Genomic DNA, 23,000 nt, shown 5'->3' with positions numbered 1-23,000 from the left:
ACAGCAGAAATGCAGGATGGGAGGCACAGATATGTGTGTAGGATTATCAGCAAAAGTAGTAAAGATCAGTGACGGAACAGCAGTGGTGGATGCAGGCGGCGCAAAGAGAGAGGTTTCTGCCCAGCTCCTGGGAGACCTGGAGCCGGGGGATTATGTGATGGTGCATGCAGGTGTTGCCATTGCAAAGATCACCGATGATGACGAGGAAGAGACAGACCAGCTGATGGAGGAACTGCTGTGATGGAAGAGAGGAAAAAAACAGCAAGAGAAATCATAGAAGGATATCAGGGGCCGCCGGTGCGGATCATGGAGGTCTGCGGAACACATACCCACGAGATCTTCCGTCTGGGGATCCGCAAGCTTCTGCCGCCGCAGGTGGAGCTGATCTCAGGACCGGGATGTCCGGTCTGTGTAACACCGGTAGGGTTTATTGACGAGGCCGTTTATCTTGCTCTGGAAAAACAGGTGACGATCTGCACATTCGGTGATCTTGTCCGCGTACCGGGAACAAAGAAAAGCCTTGCAGATGCCAGGGCAGAAGGAGCCAGGATACGGATCGTCTATTCACCGGCAGATGCAGAAAAATATGCGAAAGAGCATCCAAAAGAGCAGGTGGTATTTCTTTCCGTTGGCTTTGAGACCACCACGCCTGCCGGCTGTCTTTCCGTGAAAAAGGCCGGAGAGGACGGACTTTCCAATTATTCGCTCCTTGTGGCAAACAAGACCATGCCCCAGGCTTATCAGGCATTAAAGGGCAGTGCGGATGTGTTCCTTTATCCGGGACATGTCAATGCGATCACAGGAACTGCGCTCTGTGAGCAGCTGGCAGAGGAAGGTATCAGTGGTGTGGTGGCAGGCTTTACAGCGAAGGAGCTGCTTACGGCACTGGCTGTTGCACTGGTACGTTTTCAGGAAGGAAAACCGTTCTTTGTGAACTGCTATCCCCGTGTGGTAAAAAGTGAGGGAAGCCCGGAGGCACAGAAGCTGATCGATGAACTGATGGAGCCCTGCGATTCTGAATGGCGCGGTCTGGGTGTGATCCCGGGGTCCGGGCTGGTGCTCCGGAAGGAGTGGGAAGCCTTTGATGCCAGAAAAAAATATGCAGTGCCGCCGATCCAGGGCAGGCCAAATCCGGCCTGTCGCTGTGGGGATGTGCTTCAGGGAAAATGCAGGCCATCAGATTGTAAGGTATTCGGAAAGGTCTGTACCCCGCAGCATCCGGTAGGTGCCTGTATGGTATCCAATGAAGGAGCATGTTCCGCATATTTTATGTACGGAAACTGATGTCCGCTTTAATGGACTGCAAAATATGATACATTACATATAGTACAAACGAAGGATCGTATCCGGAAGATCTGACAGGATGAAACCGATATGAAATTCCTTTGACCCAGCATAGAAAGAAGATAATATTATGGAAAATAAAACAGTGACCATGGCACACGGTGCCGGAGGCCGTCAGACCTCAGAACTGATCGATGAAGTATTCAAAGCGCATTTTGCAAACCCGGATCTCACAGCCGATGATGCGGCCGTGCTGGTTCCGCCTGCAGGAAAAATGGCAGTATCCACCGATGGATTTATTGTTTCTCCGGCATTTTTTCCGGGGGGAAATATCGGCAAGCTTTCCATCTGCGGAACCGTTAATGACCTTGCCTGTATGGGAGCAAAACCGATGTATCTTACCTGCGCTTTTGTCATTGAGGAGGGTTTTCCAATGGAGAAGCTGGAGGAGATCGCCGCAGCCATGGAAAAAACAGCAAAAGAAGCCGGAGTGCGTATTGTTTCCGGAGATACTAAGGTGGCAGGAAAAGGTCAGGTTGACGGTGTTTTTATCACAACAACCGGAATGGGTGAGATCCAGGAGGGCGTTCAGGTAGGCGGTGAGCTGGCAAAACCGGGAGATGCCATTATTGTAACCGGTGATGTGGGAAGACATGGATGCACCATTCTTCTGGCAAGAGAGGATTTCGGCATTGACGCAGATGTGACAAGTGATTGCGCACCGCTGTGGGGAGCTGTAAAAGAGGTGCTGGATGCTACCCATAACATTCATGTGATCCGTGATGCCACAAGAGGTGGTGTCGGAACGGTTCTTTACGAGATCGCAGGACAGAGTAACGTAGGGATCCGCCTGGATGCAGCAGCTGTTCCGGTAGCTCCGGAGGTAAAGGGTGTCTGCGGCATGCTTGGCCTGGAGTCGCTTTATCTGGCATGTGAGGGACGAATGGTGATCATGGCACCAAAGGAAGAGGCAGGAAGGATCGTGGAAGCACTGCGTAAATGTCCTTATTCCAGGGACGCAGCCATTATCGGTGAAGTTACGGAAGACCAGCCGGGAAAGGTTGTCATGACTACGGAGATCGGAACGCAGGCACTTCTTCCGCAGCCGGGAGGAGAGCTTCTGCCGAGGATCTGCTGATAATATCGGAAAGGAGAGTCAGATCTTATGGAGACAAGAGTGGCATTGATCTCGATCATTGTGGAAAACAATGACGTGATCGATGATATCAACCGTTTTCTTCATGAAGCGGGAAAATATATTATCGGGAGAATGGGGATCCCTTACCGGGAAAAAGGCATCAATATCATCAGTATTGCCATTGACGCACCACAGGATGTGATCAGCTCCTTATCCGGAAAGATCGGCCACCTCAGTGGAGTTTCCGCCAAAACGGCATATTCCAATGTGATCACAAAAGCGGAGGACAGAAAATGATAAAAGTTGCGGTATACGGAAAGGGCGGCATCGGAAAATCTACTACGGTTTCCAATGTGGCAGTAGCCCTTGCGGAAAAAGGAATGAAGGTGATGCAGATCGGCTGTGATCCCAAGGCAGATTCCACGATCCTTCTCAGGCATGGAAAAAAGGTTCCCACAGTGCTGGAACTGTATAACGAAAAACGCCAGGAGCTGAAGCTTACAGATATGGTGCAGATCGGATATGGGGGTGTAGTCTGTGTGGAAGCCGGCGGTCCTGCACCGGGGCTTGGATGTGCGGGAAGAGGTATCATTACTGCTCTTGAGAAGCTTAAGGAAAATGGAGCCTATGAGACCTATAAACCGGACATTGTTTTTTATGACGTACTGGGAGATGTTGTCTGCGGTGGATTTTCCATGCCCATGCGAAAGGGGTATGCAGATAAGGTATTTATCATCACTTCCGGAGAAAACATGGCCATCCATGCAGGGGCAAATATTGCCATGGCAGTGGATAATTTCAGAAACAGAGGATATGCATCTCTTGGCGGCGTGATCCTGAACCGGCGGAACGTGCCGGGAGAGGAAGAAAAAGTCCGGGAGCTGGCAGAGGATTTTCATACGCGGGTAGTGGGAACGCTTTCCAGAAGTGAACTGGTCCTGGAAGCAGAGAATCGAGGAAAAACTCTTCTGGAAGCTTATCCGGATTGTGAGATGGCAGAGGAGTACCGGACACTGGCCGAGCAGATCCTGAGTGCATGCAGGGAGGAAGGCTCATGTTAAAAAGAGTTGGTAACAGAGAGCTTTCGGGAAAAACAGAAATATTTATAAAGGAAGCCTCTTTTCCGGTTCCCTTTCAGTCGGGGCTGGAATTTAATTCACCAGTCCATGGAAACTGGAATATCGTACATACGGGAATGCTGGTTCCGGAAGCAAGGCAGATCTACGTCTGTGCGGATAACTGCATGCGTGGCGTTGTGCTGACTGCCGCAGAGATGAATGCGGCAGACCGTTTTTCCTTTGTGATCGTGGAGGAAAAGGATCTTCTGGGCGGAAATCTGGAGGATGTGACCATTGAAGGAGTGACGGACATTCTGAACCGGCTGGATGAGAAGCCAAAGGCAGTATTGCTTTTTACCGTGTGTCTTCATCATTTTCTGGGAAGTGATCTGGACCGCATCTACGGCGAACTGGAAGAAAGATTTCCGGAGATCTTTTTTATGCGATGCTTTATGGATCCTGTCATGCAGAAAACAGGTCCGACTCCGGATCAGAAGCTGCGCCGTGCCATGTATGATGCAGTACCGGAGAGGAAAGCAGATCCGGAATGTGTCACAGTCCTGGGCAGTGATTTTGTGCTGGATGAGAGTGCAGATATCTGCCGGATCCTGAAAAAGAACGGAATCCGTCTCCGGGAAGCACCGGCCTGTAAGACCTGGGAGGATTATCAGAGTCTGGGAGAGGGAAGCCTGATCCTTAACTGTTATCCGGCAGGAAAATTCGGAGTACAGCAGCAGGCGGAGAGACTTGGAAGGCCGTTTTTATACCTGCCCGGAAGCTTTGACTATGAGGAGATAGAGACGCAGGAAAAGTATTTGCTGGAGCTGCTGGAGCAGCAAAGTGGCGGTAAAAATGGCCTGGATATCGAAACGGAGATCCGAAAATGCGAGGAAGCTCTTTTCCATGCACACCAGATCATCGGTGACACTCCCGTAGCTGTGGATTATCTTTTTCATCCAAGACCTCTGGGACTTGCAAAGCTTCTCCTTACCCATGGATTTCAGGTACAGTCCGTTTTTCTGGACAGTATCAGCCCGGAAGAAAAAGAAGTATTTTTCTGGCTGAAGGAGAATTATCCGGAACTCAGGCTGATTTCGACTGTTCGCCCGGAGATGAGAGTGCGGCCACGGCAGCATTCCGGAAAACTCCTTGCCGTCGGACAAAAAGCAGCCTGGTTTACCGGAAGCCGGAATTTTGTCAATATGGTACAGGGCGGCGGGCTCTGGGGCTTTGACGGGATCAGACGTACTGCACAGCTGATGCTGGAGGCATTTAATGAGGAAAAAGCTCCGGAGGATCTGATCGTTCGAAAGGGATGGGGGTGCGAAAGCTGCATATGAGACAGGCATATCGGATCATACCGATCTACACGGCAGATGTGTCCGGCGTCTGCTCCGCATTGTATGAGCTTGGAGGAATGACAGTGATGCATGATCCCTCCGGCTGTAATTCTACCTATAATACCCATGATGAGATCCGGTGGTACGATCAGGACAGTCTGATCTTTATCTCAGGTCTTACGGATATCGATGCTATTATGGGAAATGATGAGAAATTTCTTCAAGATATCGAAGAGGCGGCAAAGGAGCTGAAACCGAAATTTATTGCACTTGCAAGCTCTCCGATCCCTTTTATGAATGGAACGGATTTTCCGGGACTGGCCCGTGCACTTACAGCAAGAACCGGAATCCCGGCATTTTCGGTTCCGACCAGCGGCATGCATGACTATGTATACGGAGCAGGGCTGGCGCTGGCGGAAATCGCAGGACATTTCACAGGAGCAGCAGAGAAAACAGGAAGGTGTTTAGAAGTACCGACGGGATCTGCGGAAAAATCTACAGAGAAGAGAAGCAGGAAATTAAATCTTCTTGGAGCAACACCCCTTGATCTTGGCCCGCAGTCTGTTGTAGATGCCATGAAAAAACGTCTGAAAAACTATGGCTGGGAGATACTTTCCACCTGGGCTATGGGGGATACGCTGGAAGCTTTGTCCCGTGCCGGCGAAGCAGCGGTAAACCTTGTGGTATCCTCTGTGGGGATCCCGGCGGCCAATGTGCTGAAAGAAAAATTCGGTACGCCATTTCTCGTGGGGACTCCTGTGGAAGGCTATGAGGGACAGATTTCAGATGCACTTGAGCGGATCGCGGATAGATCCTGTGGAGAGTGGGTAAATAAAAAGGATGACTCCGCAGAGGAAAGCGGAGGGCAGATCTTAGGGAAACAGGAGGAACTGTGGAAAGTAACTCCGGAGCAGGTAATCTATTTTCAGGGAAGGAACAGTCTGTCAGCAGTATCTGACCCTTCAGGAGAAAGCAGGGAAATGCCCGACAAAGATGAGGTATTTTTTTCCGTACCGGACATTACCATCATCGGAGAACCGGTTACCATGGGCTCCCTGGCAGCAGTCATAGAGCAGAAATACGGAAAAAAGGTTCAGCTGCTCTGTCCGCTGGAGATCACAGAGGGACTTTTGCGCAAGGGAGATGAAGCCATCTGTGGCGAGGAAGCCATGGAAGAAAAGCTGAAAACAGCCAGGATCATTGTGGCAGACCCACTCTATCGTCCGATCTGTCCGAAAACAGCCATTTTTTATGAGATGCCGCATATTGCGTTTTCCGGAAGGATATATCTCAGAAAATATTTTCCGGAATAAAGAGCGTTTCGTGATCATGTATATAAATATTATGCGGATGAGAAAACAGGGCAGCAGTGTGTATAATTGCAGGAAAATCACATAAACTAAATTATAAGAAACCGTAAAGGCGTTGCAGAAATATGCAGCGCCTTTTTCCGGCAGTAATACCGGAAATGGAGTATATATGGAGGGATTTTTATGTGGGGATTTTTGTCAGCACTGATCTCAGGTGCACTGATGAGTATTCAAGGGGTATTTAACACAAATGTAACAAAACAGACCAGTCTGTGGGTTTCAACCGGCTGGGTACAGTTTTCTGCATTTCTGGTCTGTGTGGCAGCATGGTTTTTTACAGGCAGAGAAAGTATCGGCATGCTGTGGCAGGTAGAGGCTAAATATAATTTACTCGGAGGAGTGATCGGTGCATTTATCACTATCACAGTGATCCGGAGTATGGGAAGTCTGGGGCCTGCGCGGGCGGTTATGCTTATTGTCATTTCTCAGCTTGCGGTGGCTTATCTTATAGAATTGTTGGGGATTTTCGGTGTGGAAAGAGCAGATTTTCAGTGGAGAAAGCTGTTGGGAATGCTGATCTGTATTGCAGGTGTGGTTATTTTCAAATGGAAATAGAAATAAAAGTATTGTAATATTTGTAATACTTCGTTAAAATAAGGTATGGTTTTGCATGAGTAACGGGGCACCTGCCGCCACATCGGCGGAAAGGAGTGAACCGCCTACCTATGAAAATAAGATCACATATCAGAAGTGTTCGGTTTGTTTTTTCCATATTTTTGTTACAGATCCTGGCAGGGCTGACAGGCTGTAAGGATGACGGAACAGAATTTCTGGAGAAAGAACTGGTGCAGGAAGAAAGTACGGAAGCATCCGAAATGGATGCAGAGCAGGAAGAACCGAAGGATACGGAAAGTGAAGTATCCGGGAAGGCATCCGCAGGGGCTGCGGCAGATATATCACAGAAGAAACAGAATGAGTCTGCGGAGGAACCGGTTTCGGAGGTTGAAAAACAGCTGCCGGAGATCTCAGACACCCCTCAGACCATTTATGTAGATATATGTGGAGCAGTGACCAGCCCGGGAGTCTATGAGCTTCCATATGGCAGCCGTGTTTTTCAGGCTATCGAGCAGGCCGGAGGATATCTTCCGGAAGCTGCGGCAAGCTATCTCAACCGTGCTAAGGGACTTTCCGATGGACAGCAGGTTTATGTGCCTACCCAGGCGGAGGTGGACAGCCAGCGGATCGCAGCTACCCAAGATGGATCGGAAGTCACAGCAGAAAACAGTACCGAAACGGCGAGCGGACAGAAATCCGCCGGAGAGGATTCCGGTGAAGCTGAGACTGCATCTTCCACAGAGCAGAAGATCGATCTGAACACCGCTGATGTATCCCAGCTTACTACTCTCACAGGTGTAGGGGAGTCCAAGGCCCTGGCGATCATCGCTTACAGGGAAGAGAACGGTCCCTTTACTTCAGCAGAGGATATCATGAATGTACCAGGCATCAAAGAAGGAACCTATGAGAAGATAAAGGATAAAATAGCAATAAAGTAAGGAGCGCTAAATGAGCAGGAAAGTATTGGTAGTAGATGATGAGAAACTGATTGTCAAGGGACTTCGCTTCAGTCTGGAGCAGGACGGAATGGAAGTGGACTGTGCCTATGACGGAGAGGAAGCACTGGAAAAAGCAAAAGCAGGAGAGTACGATATCATCCTTCTTGACCTGATGCTTCCAAAAATGGACGGTCTTGAGGTATGCCAGCAGATCCGTGAATTTTCCAATGTTCCGATCATCATGCTTACAGCAAAAGGAGAAGATATGGATAAGATCCTGGGTCTGGAATACGGAGCTGATGATTATGTCACCAAGCCTTTCAACATCCTGGAAGTCAAAGCCCGCATCAAGGCGATCATCCGCCGTGCAGGCAGCAAACAGGACAAGCAGGAGAAGGCCAAGACTGTGGAAGTCGGAGAACTGAAGCTGGACTGCGAAGGACGCCGCGTATTTATCTCCGGAAAAGAGATCAACCTCACAGCCAAGGAATTTGATGTGCTGGAACTGCTGGTATTCAATCCGAACAAGGTATACAGCAGAGAAAATCTTCTGAATATCGTATGGGGCTATGAATATCCGGGAGATGTCCGTACCGTAGATGTACATATCCGCCGCCTGAGAGAAAAGATCGAGGCCAATCCCAGTGAGCCGAAATATGTACACACCAAATGGGGTGTGGGCTACTATTTCCAGGCATAACCTGTGAAGTTCAAAAAGAACGGCAAATTTTTCAAAAGTCTCCGCTTTCGTATTCTGATCATCCTGATCATACTGGGAATCGTACCGAGTGTCATCGTAACGGAAATGGTCATTGCCAACTATGAAGATCGTGCCATTGCCAACCGTGTGCAGAGCATGGAGAACATCTGTGACATCATGTGCGACCTGCTGATCAAGGAGAATTATCTGAATGACACCAGCTCTCAGACGGTGAACAGCAAGCTGGAATTACTGTCCAACAGCTATGGTGGCAGGATTCTCATTGTAGACAGGGATTTCAGGATCATCAAGGATACCTATGGCGTGGATGAGGGCAGGACTCTGGTTTCCCAGAAAGTATTGAACTGTTTTAAAGGAGAAGATGCCTACCAATATGATTCTGACAGCCAGAAGCTGATCCTGGCAGTTCCGGTAAAAAGTCCGGATGTAAAACAGGTGCAGGGTGCCATGATGATCATGGCATCTTCCAGTGAGGTGACAGCAACCATCCATGAACTGGAGCAGAAAGGGATTCTGATCATCGGTATCATTGTAGTGCTGGCCATTTTTCTGGGTTATATTCTTTCCACGATCCTGGTGAAGCCATTTGCTAGGGTAACGAAAGCAATCGAGGACCTTACAGACGGATATCAGAATGAGGAGATCTCGGTACCGGATTATACAGAGACAGCTTTGATCACAGATGCATTTAACAAGATGCTTTCTAGAATGAAGACGTTGGATGAATCCAGACAGGAGTTTGTATCCAATGTGTCTCATGAGTTGAAGACACCTATGACTTCAATGAAGGTTCTGGCGGATTCGCTGGTAGGACAGCAGGGGGTTCCGGAGGAACTGTATCAGGAATTTCTTTCTGATATCACAGAAGAGATTGACAGAGAGAACAAGATCATCACCGATCTGCTCTCCCTGGTAAAAATGGACAAAAAAGCAGCAGATATGAATATCAGTAATATGAATATCAATGAGCTGCTGGAGAATATTCTAAAGCGTCTCCGTCCTATTGCAGATCAGAGAAGGATTGACCTGATCCTGGATTCGTTCCGACCGGTAACCGCAGATGTGGATGAGGTGAAATTTACCCTTGCCATCAGTAACCTGGTCGAAAATGGTATCAAATACAATGTAGATGAGGGATGGGTCCGCGTAACACTGGATGCGGATCATAAGGATTTCTATGTGACAGTTGCAGATTCCGGCCTGGGAATACCGGAAGATTCCATTGAACGGATCTTTGAGCGTTTTTATCGTGTGGATAAATCCCATTCCAGAGAGATCGGCGGAACCGGTCTTGGACTTGCTATTACAAGAAGTTCTATAGCCATGCATCATGGGATCATCAAGGTATCCAGCAAAGAGGGCGAGGGAACCACATTTACCGTGAAGATCCCGCTGTCCTATATCCCGTCCTAGGAGGTACAGCATGAAAAAAACGATTTTGATCATCTGTGTGGCCGCTGCCTGCATCCTTTTTGGTCTGGTTGCTTTCATAGGATTGTCGGGAAGAAATAAAAACGAAGAGCAACAGTATAGATTTTATTATATCAACAGCGATGAAACGAGACTGAAAGAAGAAAAATATACTCCGGAGAAGGAAACAACAGAAGTGATGCTGCGCAATTTTTCCGAGAGTCTGAATAACCGTGAGACCCGGGAAGACGGAATCTCACTTTTTCCGGATGGGGTAAAGATTTCTTCTTATTCCATACAGGATGGAGTCCTGAACGTAGAATTCAATGAGGCCTATGATAAAATGTCACGTACCAGGGAACTTCTGGTGCGGGCAGGTATAGTGAAGATCTTTTTACAGGTTCCAGGAGTAGATTCTGTGGAAATCTATGTGGGTAAAAAGCCGCTGACAGATACCAGGGGTGAAGAAGTGGGAGCCATGAACAACGACACCTTTGTGGAGTTTTCCGGGTCCGATGGGGATGTGTACAGCTATGACACCTTTACTCTGTATTTCACAAATAAAAACGGAGATAAACTGGTAGCGGAACAGAGAAGTGTCCGCTACAGACGAAATCTTCCGAAGGCTACGGTGGTTTTGGAGCAGCTTGCAAGAGGTCCGCTGGAAAAAGGACATTATCCTACAATACCGGAGAATTCAGAGGTACTTTCCCTGACGAGAGCAAACGGAATCTGCTATGTGGATTATAATTCCGTATTTCAGGATTATGCGCTGGATGTTTCGGAACAGATTGCCGTGTATTCGGTGGTAAATACGCTGATCGCGGCAACGGATGTGGACAAAGTTGAGATTTCCATCGAAGGAAACAAGGAAGTGACCTTTGGCCAGAATATGCAGCTTTATAAGTTCTATGAATGGAACGACAGCTTGCTGGCACACACAAAGGCTAAAAAAGAATAGAAAAAATAAAACATTTCAAAATATCAGAAAACGGGAGAACATTTATGGCGAAAAGGCCGATGTGTCTTTTGTGTTTTCTTATGGTGCTGAGTCTTGGCGTACTGGAGCTTATGGGGATTCCTCTGATCAAGGGGAATCCCCTTCCGTTAAATGTGCAGGAGCAGATCGAAGCGCACCCTGGTTCCATGATCTGCGGGGAGGTGGAACAGTATGAAAACACAGAATTTTCCCAGTCTGTTTATCTGAAAAAAACATATCTTATCCATCAGTCAAAAAAATTTCCAATTGAAAATGTAAGAATATTTCTCAAAAAAGAAGAAGATCTGAAACCGGGAATGCGGATCCTGGTCAAGGGAACGCTGAAAAGAGTGGAAGGTCCTGCGAATCCGGGGGGCTTTGACAGCCAACACTTTTATGCCTGTCGTCATATTTATTATTTTATGAAGAACGCTGTGCTCCAAAAGAAAACAGCAGTGTATTCCGGCTACAGGCAGCTCCTTTTGGAGATAAAAGAAAGCTGCAGACAGATCCTGAAGGAAACTGCAGGAAAAGATGCGCCTGTTTTTTGTGCCATAACGCTTGGAGACAAACAGGAACTGGATCCGGAAACACAGATGCGATATCAGCTGGCCGGAATCATACATATCCTTGCCATCAGCGGACTTCATATCAGTATTCTGGGAATGGGGCTTTACAACCTTCTAAAGAAGATGGGACTGGGAATCTGGCCTGCCGGGATTTTTTCTCTGGGAGTGATGCTGCAGTATGGGATCATGACCGGAGGGAGTGTTTCCACCATGCGTGCAGTAACTATGTTTTTGATCGCCATGGGAGCCAGGATCACCGGACGGATCTATGATATGATGAGTGCTCTTTCCGTAACTGCCATGATGATCCTTGTGGAATCTCCGGCCTATCTCCTGGACAGTGGATTTCTTCTGTCCTTTGGCTGTGTTCTGGGAATGGGGCTCGCTGCGGAAAAGATCTGTGCTCTTGCAGGAGCGGAGAAAAAATGGACAAAGGCACTGGTAAGTCCTATAGCTCTTCAGCTTGTGACTCTGCCGGTGATGCTGAAGTTTTTCGGAGAAGTCTCTATTGCCGGATTTATCCTGAATCTGTTGGTGCTTCCAAGTGTGGGGGTAGTGCTGACTGGAGGAATGGCGGCGCTGCTGCTGGGAATTCTCAGTATTCCTGCGGCAAAACTGGTAATCCTGCCGGCAAGGGTACTGTTGCTTTTTTATGAATATCTCTGCAGTCTGGCAGGAAGATCAGGATGGAGTACCTGGATCGGAGGGGAGCCGGAAATATGGCAGATCCTGGTATATTATGGCTTTTTGATCACAGTTCTATTTATGGGACAGTATATAAAAGAACAGCTCCGGAAGAAAAAAGCAGTCTGTGAGGAAACGGAGCTAGCAGAGGAGCGGGCGGAAGCAGGTTGTTGGAAGCTATATGCTATCCGGATAACAGCCGGTATTTTTCTGGCAGTCGGAATCCTGATACTGGAATATCATCCAACAGGAAGTCTGAAGGTGATCTGCCTGGATGTAGGACAGGGGGACGGTATCCTTGTGGAGACCCCGGAAGATCACCATTTTCTGATCGACGGAGGAAGCAGCAGCCAGTCGGAGCTTGGAAGATACTGCCTTTTGCCGGCATTGAAAAGTCAGGGGATTTCCTGGCTGGATGGGATTTTTATTTCCCATACAGATCAGGATCACATCAACGGTGTGAAGGAGCTTCTGGAATATATGGGAAAAGGTCTTACAACCATCCGGGCCGGATATCTGATACTGCCTGCCTGGGCGGAAAGACCAGATGCGTGGAGGGAGCTTGCAGAGGCAGCAAAAACAGCCGGAGTTAAGGTCATGACAGCAGGAAAAGGGGATGAGCTGCCTTGCGGAAAAGTATCTTTTTCTGTTCTGTGGCCGGAGAAAAATGCCACAGGAAAAGATGTGAATGAGGAAGCTATGGTGATGGAGTTGTCTTTTGGAGATTTTCAGATGCTTTTTACCGGAGATATCGGTGCAGATACGGAGAAAAAGCTTCTGGCAGCCGGGGGGCTTGAGGATGTTGACTGTCTGAAGGTGGGACATCACGGTTCCCGTTATTCTACCACAGAAGCATTTCTTGAGAAAATAAAGCCGGAAGTGGCGATCATTTCCTGTTCGCTCACTAACACCTACGGACATCCGTCACCGGAAACCGTAGAGCGGCTTAAAGCGGCCGGAAGTCAGGTGGAATACACCATGAAAAACGGTGCTATTACCGTGGAAACAGATGGAAAAAAGCTTAAGATCGGAAGGTTCCGAAAAAAACGGTGACTTTTGAACACGTTTGTTGTAAAATAGACAGGGTTTGTGCAAAAACAAAATACTGAAAATGTGCAATACAAGATAAGGAGTTTTTATTTATGAAATATGATGTACTGATCGTAGGAGCAGGTCCCGGTGGAATCTTTGCGGCCTATGAACTGATGAATAATGATCCGGAGAAAAAGATCGCGGTTTTTGAAGCCGGTCATCCTCTGGAAAAAAGAAAATGTCCCATCGACGGAAAGAAAGTAAAATCCTGTATCCACTGCAAAACCTGTGCGATCATGAAGGGCTTTGGCGGTGCAGGCGCTTTCTCTGATGGAAAATATAATATCACCAATCAGTTTGGCGGAACTCTGTACCAGCATATCGGCAAGGATACAGCCACAGAGCTGATGGAATATGTAGATAAACTGAACCTGATGCATGGCGGTGAGGGAACCAAACTTTATTCTACCACAAACAGCGAGATCCGTAAGCTCTGCCTTCAGAACGGCCTGCATCTTTTGGATGCATCAGTCCGTCATCTGGGAACAGATATCAACTATGTGGTGCTTCAGAACCTCTATGAAAAAATGAAAGACCATGTGGACTTCTATTTTGACGCATCTGTTGACAAAGTAGAAAAAACTGAAGACGGTTATGCAGTTTTTGTAGGAGATGAGCGTTACGAGGGAACTTACTGTATCATCTCCGCAGGACGAAGCGGAAGTAAATGGATGGAGACGGTATGTACAGAGCTTAAGATCCCGACTCTTTCCAACCGTGTGGACATCGGAGTCCGTGTGGAGCTTCCGGCAGAGGTTTTCAGCCGTCTGACAGATGAGCTTTATGAGAGCAAGATCGTTTACAGAACTGAGAAGTTTGAGGATATGGTCCGTACCTTCTGCATGAACCCGCGAGGTGTTGTCGTGAATGAAAATACCAACGGTATCATCACAGTAAACGGTCACAGCTACGAAGATCCGGCAAAGCATACCAACAATACAAACTTTGCCCTTCTGGTATCCAAGCATTTCTCAGAGCCGTTCCATGACAGCAACGGATACGGTGAGAGCATTGCAAGACTTTCCAATATGCTTGGCGGTGGTGTTATGGTACAGCGGTTTGGAGATCTGATCCGCGGAAGACGAAGCACAAAAGCCCGTATTGAGGAAAGTTTCGTAACACCTACACTTTCTGCGACACCGGGAGATTTAAGCCTTGTTATGCCGAAACGTATCCTGGATGGCATCATCGAGATGATCTATGCCCTGGACAAGATCGCACCGGGAACCGCAGATGATGATACTTTGCTTTATGGCGTTGAGGTTAAATTCTACAACATGGAGGTCGAGATCGACGAAAATCTGGAAACCTGCCACAAGGGTCTCTTTGTTATCGGAGACTGTAGCGGCGTGACCCATTCTCTGTCCCATGCATCTGCCAGCGGAGTCTACGTAGCCAGATACCTGGAGCAGGAGTATTTTAACAGATAAACTGCAAAGCAGTTTATCTGTTATGAGCAAGTAGCAAAGCGGATTGCGAATATCTGATGTAAGACAGTCCTTTTCTGATATCAGGGTGATGACAGAAAGGGGCTGTTTTTTATGCAGGATATGCATGAATATTGGAGAAAGTATTCTGATAATAACTGACAGATACAGGGAGAAAACCGGTTACTGTTCACTGGTAATATTTCGCGAGGTGTTTTTTGTGAGCGAAGATCACAGAAAACCGTGAATCGTCTGACATCAATCTTGACAAATTTATGAGTTTGTGGTAAAAGTTAGATAACCAGGTAAAAGAAAATATGTGCAAATGTTATAATGATAAGGTTGCATCCAATCGGATGTGCAAAAGAGAATCCGGTGAGAATCCGGAACGATACCGTCACTGTGAAAGGGGAGCTGCTTTTATAACCACTGGGAGACCGGGAAGGGAAAGCAGCGTGGAACCAAGTCAGGAGAACTGCCTTATTGTGAGATTCAGGGATTCGCGGTTTACGAATCGGTATTCTCCATAACAATACAGAACTTCTTTTTATGTATTTGTATTGCGCAGAGAATCATGTGTGAGCAGGCGGCCGCAGAGAGCTGCTGCTTTTTTGTACATATCAGTATTCTGGAAATACATGAAAAGAGGACAATGAGAAATGAAAAGAAAAACAATGTTAGCTCTGATGCTCGCAGTTTCCATGACATGCTCTATGGGTGCGGCTACAACAGCAATGGCAGCAGAGGATTCTGCTACAGAAGAGAACGCTGAGGCAGCTGATACCACAGAGGCTTCTGATGCAGATCAGGAAGCAGCAGATAATGTAGCAGCTCTGATCGACAAGATCTATGTACAGGAAAGAAACGACACAACAGATGAGGACTGCAAGGCAGCCAAAGAAGCATGGGATGCTCTGACAGATGCTCAGAAAGAACTGGTAGAGGGTGAGAATGCAGATCCGGATTATTTCGGACGTGACACAGGAGATGCTTCCAAGGACGATCCGCGTAACCAGGATGAGATCGGTGAGAATGAACTTCTTGTTGTAAGCTTTGGTACTTCCTTCAATGACAGCCGTGCAGAGGATGTCAAGGGAATCGAGGATGCTCTTGCAGAAGCTTATCCGGACTGGTCTGTAAGAAGAGCATTTACAGCACAGATCATCATCAACCATGTAGAGGCAAGAGATGATGAAGTGATCGATAACATGCAGCAGGCTCTTGACCGTGCAGTAGAGAATGGTGTTAAGAATCTGGTTGTACAGCCTACCCATCTGATGCATGGTGCTGAGTACGATGAGATGACAGAAGCGATCAATGGCTATAAAGATAAATTCGAGTCTGTAGCTATCGCAGAGCCAATGCTCGGTGAGGTTGGAGACGATGCAACTGTGATCAATGATGACAAGAAAGCCGTTGCTCAGGCAATCACAGATACGGCTTGCAAAGAGGCCGGATTTGACAGCATGGATGCAGCAGCTGAGGCTGGCACAGCATTCGTATTCATGGGACATGGAACATCTCATACAGCTAACGTTACATACGATCAGATGCAGACACAGATGGAAAACCTTGGATTGAAGAACGCATTCATCGGTACTGTAGAGGGTAAGCCGGAAGATACAGCCTGCGACAAGGTTATCGAGAAGGTAAAAGAAGCAGGATACAAGAACGTTGTTCTTCGTCCGCTGATGGTTGTTGCCGGAGACCATGCAAATAACGATATGGCCGGTGATGAGGAGGATTCCTGGAAGAGCCAGTTTGTAGCATCCGGAAACTTCGATAAGGTTGACTGCCAGATCGAGGGTCTTGGAAGAATCGAAGCAGTTGAGAAGCTTTATGTAGAGCATACAAAGGCAGCCATCGATTCTCTGGGAAGCACTGAGGAGTCCGCAGATTCTGATGCAGCAGCAGATACAGAGGCTGATTCTGCTGAGGAGTCCGCAGAATAATAAATATAAAAATATCTGAGTGAGTTCAGATACCTATAAGAAATCAATGTAACTGCCCGGAAAGATCAGGAAGACTGTTTTCCGGGCAGATTGCTGTATCTATGGAAGGGAGAAGATTATCATGAAAAAACGCTATGTAAACTTAATTCTTGCAATGGCAAGTGCATCAGTCCTGGTGCTGGGCTCTGTGCCTGCGATGGCAAAAACAGATGAAACAAAAACAGAGTCCGGTGAGGAAGCAGAAGCTTCCGAAGAAAAGGATACAGATGCAGCCAAAGCAGATACCCTGGAAGATGGCGTTTATACAGCAGAGTTTGGTACAGACAGCAGCATGTTTCATGTAAATGAGGCCAATGACAAAAAAGGAGAGCTCACGGTCAAAGATGGTAAAATGACCATCCACGTAAGTCTGGTTTCCAAGAAGATCGTTAACCTGTTTGCGGGAACTGCCGAGGATGCCCAGAAGGACGGAGCAGAGATCATTGAGCCGACCACAGATACAGTGAAGTACAGCGATGGTTATACAGAGGAGGTTTACGGATTTGATATCCCGGTACCGGCCATTGGTGAGGAATTTAACGTGGCGATCCTGGGAGAAAAAGGCAAATGGTACGACCATAAAGTCAGCGTAAAGAATCCTGTAAAAACCTCTGACGACAAAAAATCCGAAGGGAAAAAACCGGAAGAGCTGAAGCTGGAGGACGGAACCTATGAGACGGATGTAACCCTTACAGGCGGAACAGGAAGAGCATCTGTAGAATCTCCAGCTAAAGTAGAGATCAAGGACAAAGAAGCTACGGCAACCATTATCTGGAGCAGTCCGAATTATGATTACATGATCGTGGACGGCGAAAAATATGAGCCGGTGAACAAAGACGGAAACTCCACATTTGAGATCCCGGTCACAGTCTTTGACGCAGAAATGGAAGTGACTGCAGATACTGTAGCCATGAGTACTCCTCACGAGATTGAGTATACCCTGAATTTTGATTCTTCGAGCATGAAAAAGGAAGAAAAATGAAAAAAATAATTTCATACATATTTCTGACGCTGACCCTGATCCTGGGGTGTGCTTTTGCAGTGCAGGCAGCAGAGACAGAACATAAGCCTGCGGATATTCCAGGCCTTACCTTTGACCACAGTATGGATCTTTCCTACGCAAAGGAATTTAATGTGGATTACTACAACGATGGCTATGCGCTGCTCACCATTGATCAGGAAGGACAGTTTCTTGTAGTTCCCGAAGGCAAGAAAGCACCGGAGGGGCTGGATCCTGACATTGCGGTTCTGCAGCAGCCCATAAACAATATCTATCTGGTAGCAACCTCGGCCATGGATCTTTTCCGCGCTATCGACGGGATTGACAGCATCAAGCTTTCCGGAACCAAGGAAGACGGATGGTATATCCAGGAAGCAAAGGACGCCATGGAACAGAAAAAGATGATCTATGCCGGCAAGTACAGTGCTCCGGATTACGAGCTGATCCTGAACGAGGGCTGTGACCTTGCCATTGAATCTACCATGATCCATCACAATCCGGAGGTACAGGAGAAACTGGAGCAGTTCGGGATTCCTGTAATGGTAGAGCGTTCCAGCTATGAGAGTCACCCTCTTGGAAGGACCGAATGGATGAAGCTTTACGCAGTTCTTCTGGGAAAAGAAGATGTGGCAGAAAAGGTTTTCAAAGAGCAGACGGACAAGCTGGATAAGGTTCTCACAGCAGATAAAACAGATAAGACCGTGGCGTTCTTTTATATCAACTCCGTAGGTGCGGTAAATATAAGAAAAAGCGGCGACTATGTTTCAGAAATGATCTCTCTCGCAGGAGGAAATTATGTTCCGGAGGATACGGGAGTAAATGACAATGCTCTTTCCACCATGAATATGCAGATGGAAGAGTTTTATGCCAAGGCGAAGGATGCAGACTATATCATCTATAACAGTACGATTGACGGGGAACTTAAGACCATTGATGAGCTTCTTTCCAAAAGTAAGCTTCTTGCAGATTTCAAGGCAGTGAAGAACGGAAATGTCTGGTGCACAGGCAAAAATCTCTTCCAGGAAACTACCGGACTTGGAACCATGATCGAGGATATCCACACCATGCTGACTACAGACGATGATTCTCTGGATGAGCTGACCTATATGCATAAACTGAAATAAATTCCAGTGTTCGCTTTAACTCCTTTGTCGGTTTCCACCTGTGAGCAGGAAACGAAAGGACAGGATAACAAAACAGAAGAGGAGTGTACCAGAAAAAATGAATGACAGAAAACGCGCAGTCCGATACGGGATCTCTTTTGTGATCCTTGCGGTACTTTTAATCTTTTTATTTATATGGAATGTAAATTCCGGAAGTATCCACCTCTCTGTGAAGGAGATCCTGAATATCATATTCCGGCATCAGGGAGATGAAACTTCTTATAATATCGTCTGGGAGATCCGTCTTCCCAGGATACTGGCAGTTATCATCCTTGGCGGAGCACTTTCTGTTTCCGGATTTTTGCTGCAGACCTTTTTTAACAATCCTATCGCGGGACCCTTTGTACTGGGAATCTCTTCCGGTGCCAAGCTGATCGTGGCGCTTCTGATGATCTTTTTTTTAAGCAGATCGGTGTCCATCGGTTCCGGTGCCATGATCCTGGCTGCTTTTGCAGGCTCAATGATTTCCATGGGCTTTGTGCTCCTTGTGGCAAAAAAAGTCCACAACATGTCCATGCTGGTCATCAGTGGTGTTATGATCGGCTATATCTGTTCGGCCATCACAGACTTTGTGGTGACCTTTGCAGATGATTCCAACATAGTCAATCTTCACAACTGGTCACTGGGAAGCTTTTCCGGTATGACCTGGGGGAATGTGCAGACTATGGCTGCTGTGGTACTTCTTACCATGGTGATCGTATTTTTTATGTCAAAACCGATCAGCGCCTATCAGCTGGGGGAGACTTACGCGCAGAATATGGGAGTTAATATCAAGGCTTTCCGGATACTTCTGATCCTGCTTTCCAGTATTCTTTCTGCCTGTGTGACCGCTTTTGCAGGGCCGATCTCCTTCGTGGGGATCGCTGTGCCTCATATTGCAAAAAGTCTCCTGAAGACTGCAAAACCCCTGCTTGTGATCCCGGCCTGTTTTCTGGGCGGTGCAGTGTTCTGCCTGTTCTGTGACCTGATCGCAAGAACTGTATTTGCACCGACGGAGCTGAGCATCAGTTCTGTGACAGCAGTTTTCGGAGCACCGGTAGTTATCTATATCATGATTCGCAGACAGCAGAGGATATAAACGATGAAATCATATTTTTTTTATACAGATCAGCTGACCGTAGGCTATGATGGAAAACCGCTGATCAAAGAGATCAATATTCAGCTGAATAAAGGAGAGATCCTGACACTGATCGGTCCCAACGGTGCCGGAAAATCTACTATTTTGAAGAGTATCACAAGACAGCTTTCCCTGATCAGCGGAACGGTATATCTGGAACAGGAACAGATGAGCCGGATGACCAACAGGGAAGTGTCAAAAAAACTGGCTGTAGTACTTACCGAGCGCATGCGACCGGAGCTTATGACCTGTGAGGATGTGGTATCCACCGGACGATATCCCTATACCGGAACTCTCGGGATCCTTTCCGCAGAGGACAAGGAAAAAGTTAAAAGTGCCATGGAGATGGTTCACGCCTGGGATCTGAAGGACCGGGATTTTACAGCTATCAGTGACGGACAGAGACAGCGTATCCTTCTGGCACGCGCCATCTGCCAGGAACCGGAGATCATTATCCTGGATGAACCGACCTCCTTCCTGGATATCCGGCATAAGCTGGAGCTTCTTGCCATTTTGAAGAAGATGGTATTGGAAAAACAGATGACGGTGATCATGTCCCTTCATGAGCTGGATCTTGCCCAGAAGATTTCTGACCAGGTGATCTGTGTTCATGGAGATCACATTGAGAAATATGGTGCACCGGAGGAAATCTTTACTTCCGATTATATTCGGAAGCTTTATGGCATCACCCGTGGAAGCTATAATGCAGAATTCGGCTGCGTGGAAATGGAACCTCCGGCCGGAAAACCGGAGGTGTTTGTGATCGGAGGAAATGGAAGTGGGATTCCGGTATATCGGAAGCTGCAGCGACAGGGGATTCCTTTTGTGACCGGAGTTCTCCATACCAATGATGCAGATTATCAGGTGGCAAAAGAACTGGCTGCAAAAGTGATCACGGAGAAGCCTTTTGAATGCATTTCGGAGTCTGCCTTTGAAGAAGCACTGGAGTTCATGGGAAAATGTGAAAAAGTGTACTGTCCGCTGAAGGATTTTGGTATCATGAATGAAAAAAACCGGGAATTGTTGAAAAAAGCAAAAGAAACCGGAAAATTAAACCAGATCAGATAAGTTCTTTGGGAAAATAAGAAAAGCAATAAAACGCTGTCAGAAATGAGTGATATAATTTCCGGCAGCGTTTTTTATATAATATAAATTACAAATATCTCAGCAGCTGTGTTATAATATGACAAGAACGACAGATCGTGAAGCGCTCGCATTCGTGGAGATGTAAGTAACGAAGAGGAATGTCCGCTTTACACCGCAAAAGTTAAGCAGATACAATCGATCCGAAAAAATATATGGAGGGAAGATCAATGAAAAAAAGAAACATGATCGCAGCTCTGCTCTGCAGTGCATGCCTTGTGGCAGGAAGTGTAAATCCCGTATTTGCAGATGCATCGAAGGTAGTAACACTTGGAGCAGATCTTACGGATGCTCAGAAGCAGACAATGATGAAATATTTTAATGTAAGTTCCGATCAGGTGCAGGTGATGACCATTACAAATGAGGATGAGCATAAACACCTGGATAATATCGCACCACAGTCCCAGATCGGTTCCAGAACTTTGAGCTGTGCCTATGTGAAGCCTACACAGTCCGGCGGGATCAAGGTCCGCACAGCAAATCTGAATTGGGTGACAGGTAATATGATCGCAACGACACTTTCCACATCCGGTGTGAAGAACTGTGAAGTAGTTGCTGCCTGCCCGATGGAAGTATCCGGAACAGGCGCACTTACCGGCATCCAGATGGCATATGAGAAGGCCAGTGGAGAGAAACTGGATGAGACCAAGACGAAGCTTGCCAACCAGGAGATCGTAACCACCGGTGAGCTTGCAGATAAGGTTGGTAAAAATGAGGCGACAACAGTTGTAAACCAGTCCAAGATGGATGTGATCCAGAACGGAGTACAGAATGCAGATGAGATTCAGAATATTGTAATCAATGTGGCTGAGCAGAACAATATTTCCGTAAGCCAGGACGATATTGACAGGATCGTGTCTCTTCTGAAGCAGATATCACAGCAGGATTACAATTATGATGATGTGAAGGAAACACTGGAGCAGGTAGATGCCAATACCACAGGCCAGACCTCTTCCTCTGATGATACTCTGGATGGCGAGAGCAGTGATGAAACCGTAGATGTGGATGCAGATTCTTCTGATGATATCGTCAACAATGTAAATGACAGCATTCTTGGTGACGATGTGATCCAGAGCTCCACAGAGGATCCGGGTCTTGAGGAAGAAACAGGAGCAGATTCTCAGGATACAAGCAATGAGACCGGAATCCCGGATGCTACCGACGACGGAACCTATAGCAATGAGGAAAGCTCGGATGAAAGCAGCACAGACGAAAGTACCTCTGATGAGAGCAGTACAGAGGATAGTGCATCCGACGAGAGCAGTACAGACGAAAGTGCTTCTGACGAGAACAGCACAGAGGATAGTGCATCTGACGAGAGCAGCACAGATGAAAGCGCTTCTGATGAGGCTGCATCCGATGAGACCGGAATCCCGGAGGCAACAGAAGATACAGAATCTTCAGAAAGTACAGAGGGCTCAGACCAGGCAGACAGTGCAGAAAACGATACTTCTGTGCTCAGTGAAGAAGCAAAGAACAATTATGACAAATTTGTCCTCTTTGTAAAAGGCGAGTATGAGGGAGATGCAGATTCCCTTCTCGCTGCAACGGAGGATACAGAGGCAGTGGCAACGGTAACACTGGATGAGCAGACAGCGAAGAGTGTGGCAGAAACTGTTGAGAAGGATTATTATGATATCCTGAAGGATGGTACAGAATCCTATGAGGCAGATGGTACAGAAAAATATCAGAGTACAGAGCTGAATATGATGGATCAGAAGCTGAAGAAGCTGTTCAGTATTGACAGTTCCCAGGAGGACACAGAGGCCACAGACGTGACAGCAGCTATTCTTGCAGATGTTCCCCAGGAAGATAAGCAGACACTTTATAAAGAAACCATGAAATATCTGGCAGGTCTTTACGGCGAGAACACGGACTCTTCTGAGGAATCCGCAGCAGAATAAAAGATTTACAGAAAAAGAGATAAAAAATACCGCAGCAGAGAAAACAACCTCTGCTGCGGTATTTTTTGTGTGCGCCCGGCGGCGCACGTTTCTAACGGGGGCAAGTCCCGAATCCGC

At 47.2% G+C, this 23,000-nt stretch carries 20 protein-coding genes and 1 riboswitch; all 20 genes read left to right on the top strand.

From position 1 onward, the window contains the following. Positions 1–31 precede the first annotated feature (31 nt). The 20 genes from LI091_RS09485 to LI091_RS09390 all read left to right on the top strand — a co-directional run bounded on the left by LI091_RS09485 (position 32) and on the right by LI091_RS09390 (position 22,883). Complete coding sequence (locus LI091_RS09485) at positions 32–241, top strand: HypC/HybG/HupF family hydrogenase formation chaperone (RefSeq protein WP_022426401.1); 210 nt, start codon at positions 32–34, stop codon at positions 239–241. Then, on the top strand, positions 241–1,284 hold the full coding sequence (gene hypD / locus LI091_RS09480; RefSeq protein WP_138277101.1) for a hydrogenase formation protein HypD: 1,044 nt from the start codon (positions 241–243) through the stop codon (positions 1,282–1,284). Before LI091_RS09485 ends, hypD begins: the two co-directional genes overlap by 1 nt. Before the next feature lie 130 nt (positions 1,285–1,414). Continuing rightward, positions 1,415–2,422, top strand: a complete 1,008-nt coding sequence (gene hypE, locus LI091_RS09475; protein WP_265191104.1) for a hydrogenase expression/formation protein HypE — start codon at positions 1,415–1,417, stop codon at positions 2,420–2,422. Positions 2,423–2,449: 27 nt separating this feature from the next. Then, the gene (locus LI091_RS09470) at positions 2,450–2,719 is read left to right on the top strand and encodes a TM1266 family iron-only hydrogenase system putative regulator (protein WP_021651574.1); all 270 of its coding nucleotides are present in this window, start codon (positions 2,450–2,452) and stop codon (positions 2,717–2,719) included. Then, positions 2,716–3,483 carry a nitrogenase iron protein NifH gene (locus tag LI091_RS09465; protein WP_059086799.1) on the top strand — a complete coding sequence of 256 codons (768 nt, stop codon included), beginning with the start codon at positions 2,716–2,718 and terminating at the stop codon, positions 3,481–3,483. Before LI091_RS09470 ends, LI091_RS09465 begins: the two co-directional genes overlap by 4 nt. Then, positions 3,477–4,820, top strand: coding sequence for a nitrogenase component 1 (locus LI091_RS09460; RefSeq protein WP_265191103.1), 1,344 nt, complete (start codon positions 3,477–3,479; stop codon positions 4,818–4,820). The genes LI091_RS09465 and LI091_RS09460 overlap by 7 nt, the downstream gene beginning before the upstream one ends. Then, on the top strand, positions 4,817–6,133 hold the full coding sequence (locus tag LI091_RS09455; RefSeq protein ID WP_265191102.1) for a nitrogenase component 1: 1,317 nt from the start codon (positions 4,817–4,819) through the stop codon (positions 6,131–6,133). The genes LI091_RS09460 and LI091_RS09455 overlap by 4 nt, the downstream gene beginning before the upstream one ends. A gap of 180 nt (positions 6,134–6,313) precedes the next feature. Beyond that, positions 6,314–6,745 carry a DMT family transporter gene (locus tag LI091_RS09450; protein ID WP_021651570.1) on the top strand — a complete coding sequence of 144 codons (432 nt, stop codon included), beginning with the start codon at positions 6,314–6,316 and terminating at the stop codon, positions 6,743–6,745. Between the two features lie 110 nt (positions 6,746–6,855). Beyond that, positions 6,856–7,683 (top strand): ComEA family DNA-binding protein, encoded by an 828-nt coding sequence (locus LI091_RS09445; protein WP_265191101.1) that lies wholly within the window; start codon positions 6,856–6,858, stop codon positions 7,681–7,683. Between the two features lie 10 nt (positions 7,684–7,693). Then, complete coding sequence (locus LI091_RS09440; protein WP_015525979.1) at positions 7,694–8,383, top strand: response regulator transcription factor; 690 nt, start codon at positions 7,694–7,696, stop codon at positions 8,381–8,383. 3 nt (positions 8,384–8,386) lie between these two features. Beyond that, on the top strand, positions 8,387–9,817 hold the full coding sequence (locus tag LI091_RS09435) for a sensor histidine kinase (protein ID WP_022426407.1): 1,431 nt from the start codon (positions 8,387–8,389) through the stop codon (positions 9,815–9,817). A gap of 10 nt (positions 9,818–9,827) precedes the next feature. Next, a complete protein-coding gene (locus LI091_RS09430; protein ID WP_021651566.1) occupies positions 9,828–10,775 on the top strand; it encodes a GerMN domain-containing protein in 948 nt (315 codons plus the stop codon). 44 nt (positions 10,776–10,819) lie between these two features. After that, on the top strand, positions 10,820–13,099 hold the full coding sequence (locus LI091_RS09425; protein ID WP_265191099.1) for a DNA internalization-related competence protein ComEC/Rec2: 2,280 nt from the start codon (positions 10,820–10,822) through the stop codon (positions 13,097–13,099). An 89-nt stretch (positions 13,100–13,188) separates the two neighbouring features. Further along, positions 13,189–14,568, top strand: coding sequence for an NAD(P)/FAD-dependent oxidoreductase (locus LI091_RS09420; protein WP_015525975.1), 1,380 nt, complete (start codon positions 13,189–13,191; stop codon positions 14,566–14,568). A gap of 319 nt (positions 14,569–14,887) precedes the next feature. Next, positions 14,888–15,062: riboswitch (cobalamin riboswitch) on the top strand. Between the two features lie 162 nt (positions 15,063–15,224). Beyond that, entirely contained in the window at positions 15,225–16,517 is a 1,293-nt protein-coding gene (locus LI091_RS09415) for a sirohydrochlorin cobaltochelatase (protein ID WP_015525974.1), read from the top strand. A 121-nt stretch (positions 16,518–16,638) separates the two neighbouring features. Next, positions 16,639–17,538 (top strand): hypothetical protein, encoded by a 900-nt coding sequence (locus LI091_RS09410; protein ID WP_092070160.1) that lies wholly within the window; start codon positions 16,639–16,641, stop codon positions 17,536–17,538. Continuing rightward, complete coding sequence (locus LI091_RS09405; RefSeq protein WP_114002183.1) at positions 17,535–18,680, top strand: ABC transporter substrate-binding protein; 1,146 nt, start codon at positions 17,535–17,537, stop codon at positions 18,678–18,680. Before LI091_RS09410 ends, LI091_RS09405 begins: the two co-directional genes overlap by 4 nt. A gap of 97 nt (positions 18,681–18,777) precedes the next feature. Then, on the top strand, positions 18,778–19,797 hold the full coding sequence (locus LI091_RS09400) for a FecCD family ABC transporter permease (RefSeq protein WP_044961544.1): 1,020 nt from the start codon (positions 18,778–18,780) through the stop codon (positions 19,795–19,797). A gap of 3 nt (positions 19,798–19,800) precedes the next feature. Further along, entirely contained in the window at positions 19,801–20,904 is a 1,104-nt protein-coding gene (locus tag LI091_RS09395) for an ABC transporter ATP-binding protein (protein WP_059086806.1), read from the top strand. Positions 20,905–21,149: 245 nt separating this feature from the next. Next, entirely contained in the window at positions 21,150–22,883 is a 1,734-nt protein-coding gene (locus LI091_RS09390; RefSeq protein ID WP_265191097.1) for a DUF1002 domain-containing protein, read from the top strand. The last annotated feature ends 117 nt before the right edge of the window (positions 22,884–23,000 follow it).

It is taken from the genome of Blautia sp. MSK20_18 (genome assembly GCF_020553125.1).
In the GTDB taxonomy this organism is placed as follows: Bacteria; Bacillota; Clostridia; order Lachnospirales; family Lachnospiraceae; genus Blautia_A; species Blautia_A fusiformis.
Note: the sequence above shows the minus strand (reverse complement) of the source record. Positions and strands in the feature narration are given on the sequence as shown.

What these genes read in the sequence shown, in the direction of transcription:
- LI091_RS09485 (WP_022426401.1), top strand. Translation starts at nt 32, where the DNA reads ATGTGTGTAGGATTATCAGCAAAAGTAGTAAAGATCAGTGACGGAACA.
- hypD (WP_138277101.1), top strand. Translation starts at nt 241, where the DNA reads ATGGAAGAGAGGAAAAAAACAGCAAGAGAAATCATAGAAGGATATCAG.
- hypE (WP_265191104.1), top strand. Translation starts at nt 1,415, where the DNA reads ATGGAAAATAAAACAGTGACCATGGCACACGGTGCCGGAGGCCGTCAG.
- LI091_RS09470 (WP_021651574.1), top strand. Translation starts at nt 2,450, where the DNA reads ATGGAGACAAGAGTGGCATTGATCTCGATCATTGTGGAAAACAATGAC.
- LI091_RS09465 (WP_059086799.1), top strand. Translation starts at nt 2,716, where the DNA reads ATGATAAAAGTTGCGGTATACGGAAAGGGCGGCATCGGAAAATCTACT.
- LI091_RS09460 (WP_265191103.1), top strand. Translation starts at nt 3,477, where the DNA reads ATGTTAAAAAGAGTTGGTAACAGAGAGCTTTCGGGAAAAACAGAAATA.
- LI091_RS09455 (WP_265191102.1), top strand. Translation starts at nt 4,817, where the DNA reads ATGAGACAGGCATATCGGATCATACCGATCTACACGGCAGATGTGTCC.
- LI091_RS09450 (WP_021651570.1), top strand. Translation starts at nt 6,314, where the DNA reads ATGTGGGGATTTTTGTCAGCACTGATCTCAGGTGCACTGATGAGTATT.
- LI091_RS09445 (WP_265191101.1), top strand. Translation starts at nt 6,856, where the DNA reads ATGAAAATAAGATCACATATCAGAAGTGTTCGGTTTGTTTTTTCCATA.
- LI091_RS09440 (WP_015525979.1), top strand. Translation starts at nt 7,694, where the DNA reads ATGAGCAGGAAAGTATTGGTAGTAGATGATGAGAAACTGATTGTCAAG.
- LI091_RS09430 (WP_021651566.1), top strand. Translation starts at nt 9,828, where the DNA reads ATGAAAAAAACGATTTTGATCATCTGTGTGGCCGCTGCCTGCATCCTT.
- LI091_RS09425 (WP_265191099.1), top strand. Translation starts at nt 10,820, where the DNA reads ATGGCGAAAAGGCCGATGTGTCTTTTGTGTTTTCTTATGGTGCTGAGT.
- LI091_RS09420 (WP_015525975.1), top strand. Translation starts at nt 13,189, where the DNA reads ATGAAATATGATGTACTGATCGTAGGAGCAGGTCCCGGTGGAATCTTT.
- LI091_RS09415 (WP_015525974.1), top strand. Translation starts at nt 15,225, where the DNA reads ATGAAAAGAAAAACAATGTTAGCTCTGATGCTCGCAGTTTCCATGACA.
- LI091_RS09410 (WP_092070160.1), top strand. Translation starts at nt 16,639, where the DNA reads ATGAAAAAACGCTATGTAAACTTAATTCTTGCAATGGCAAGTGCATCA.
- LI091_RS09405 (WP_114002183.1), top strand. Translation starts at nt 17,535, where the DNA reads ATGAAAAAAATAATTTCATACATATTTCTGACGCTGACCCTGATCCTG.
- LI091_RS09400 (WP_044961544.1), top strand. Translation starts at nt 18,778, where the DNA reads ATGAATGACAGAAAACGCGCAGTCCGATACGGGATCTCTTTTGTGATC.
- LI091_RS09395 (WP_059086806.1), top strand. Translation starts at nt 19,801, where the DNA reads ATGAAATCATATTTTTTTTATACAGATCAGCTGACCGTAGGCTATGAT.
- LI091_RS09390 (WP_265191097.1), top strand. Translation starts at nt 21,150, where the DNA reads ATGAAAAAAAGAAACATGATCGCAGCTCTGCTCTGCAGTGCATGCCTT.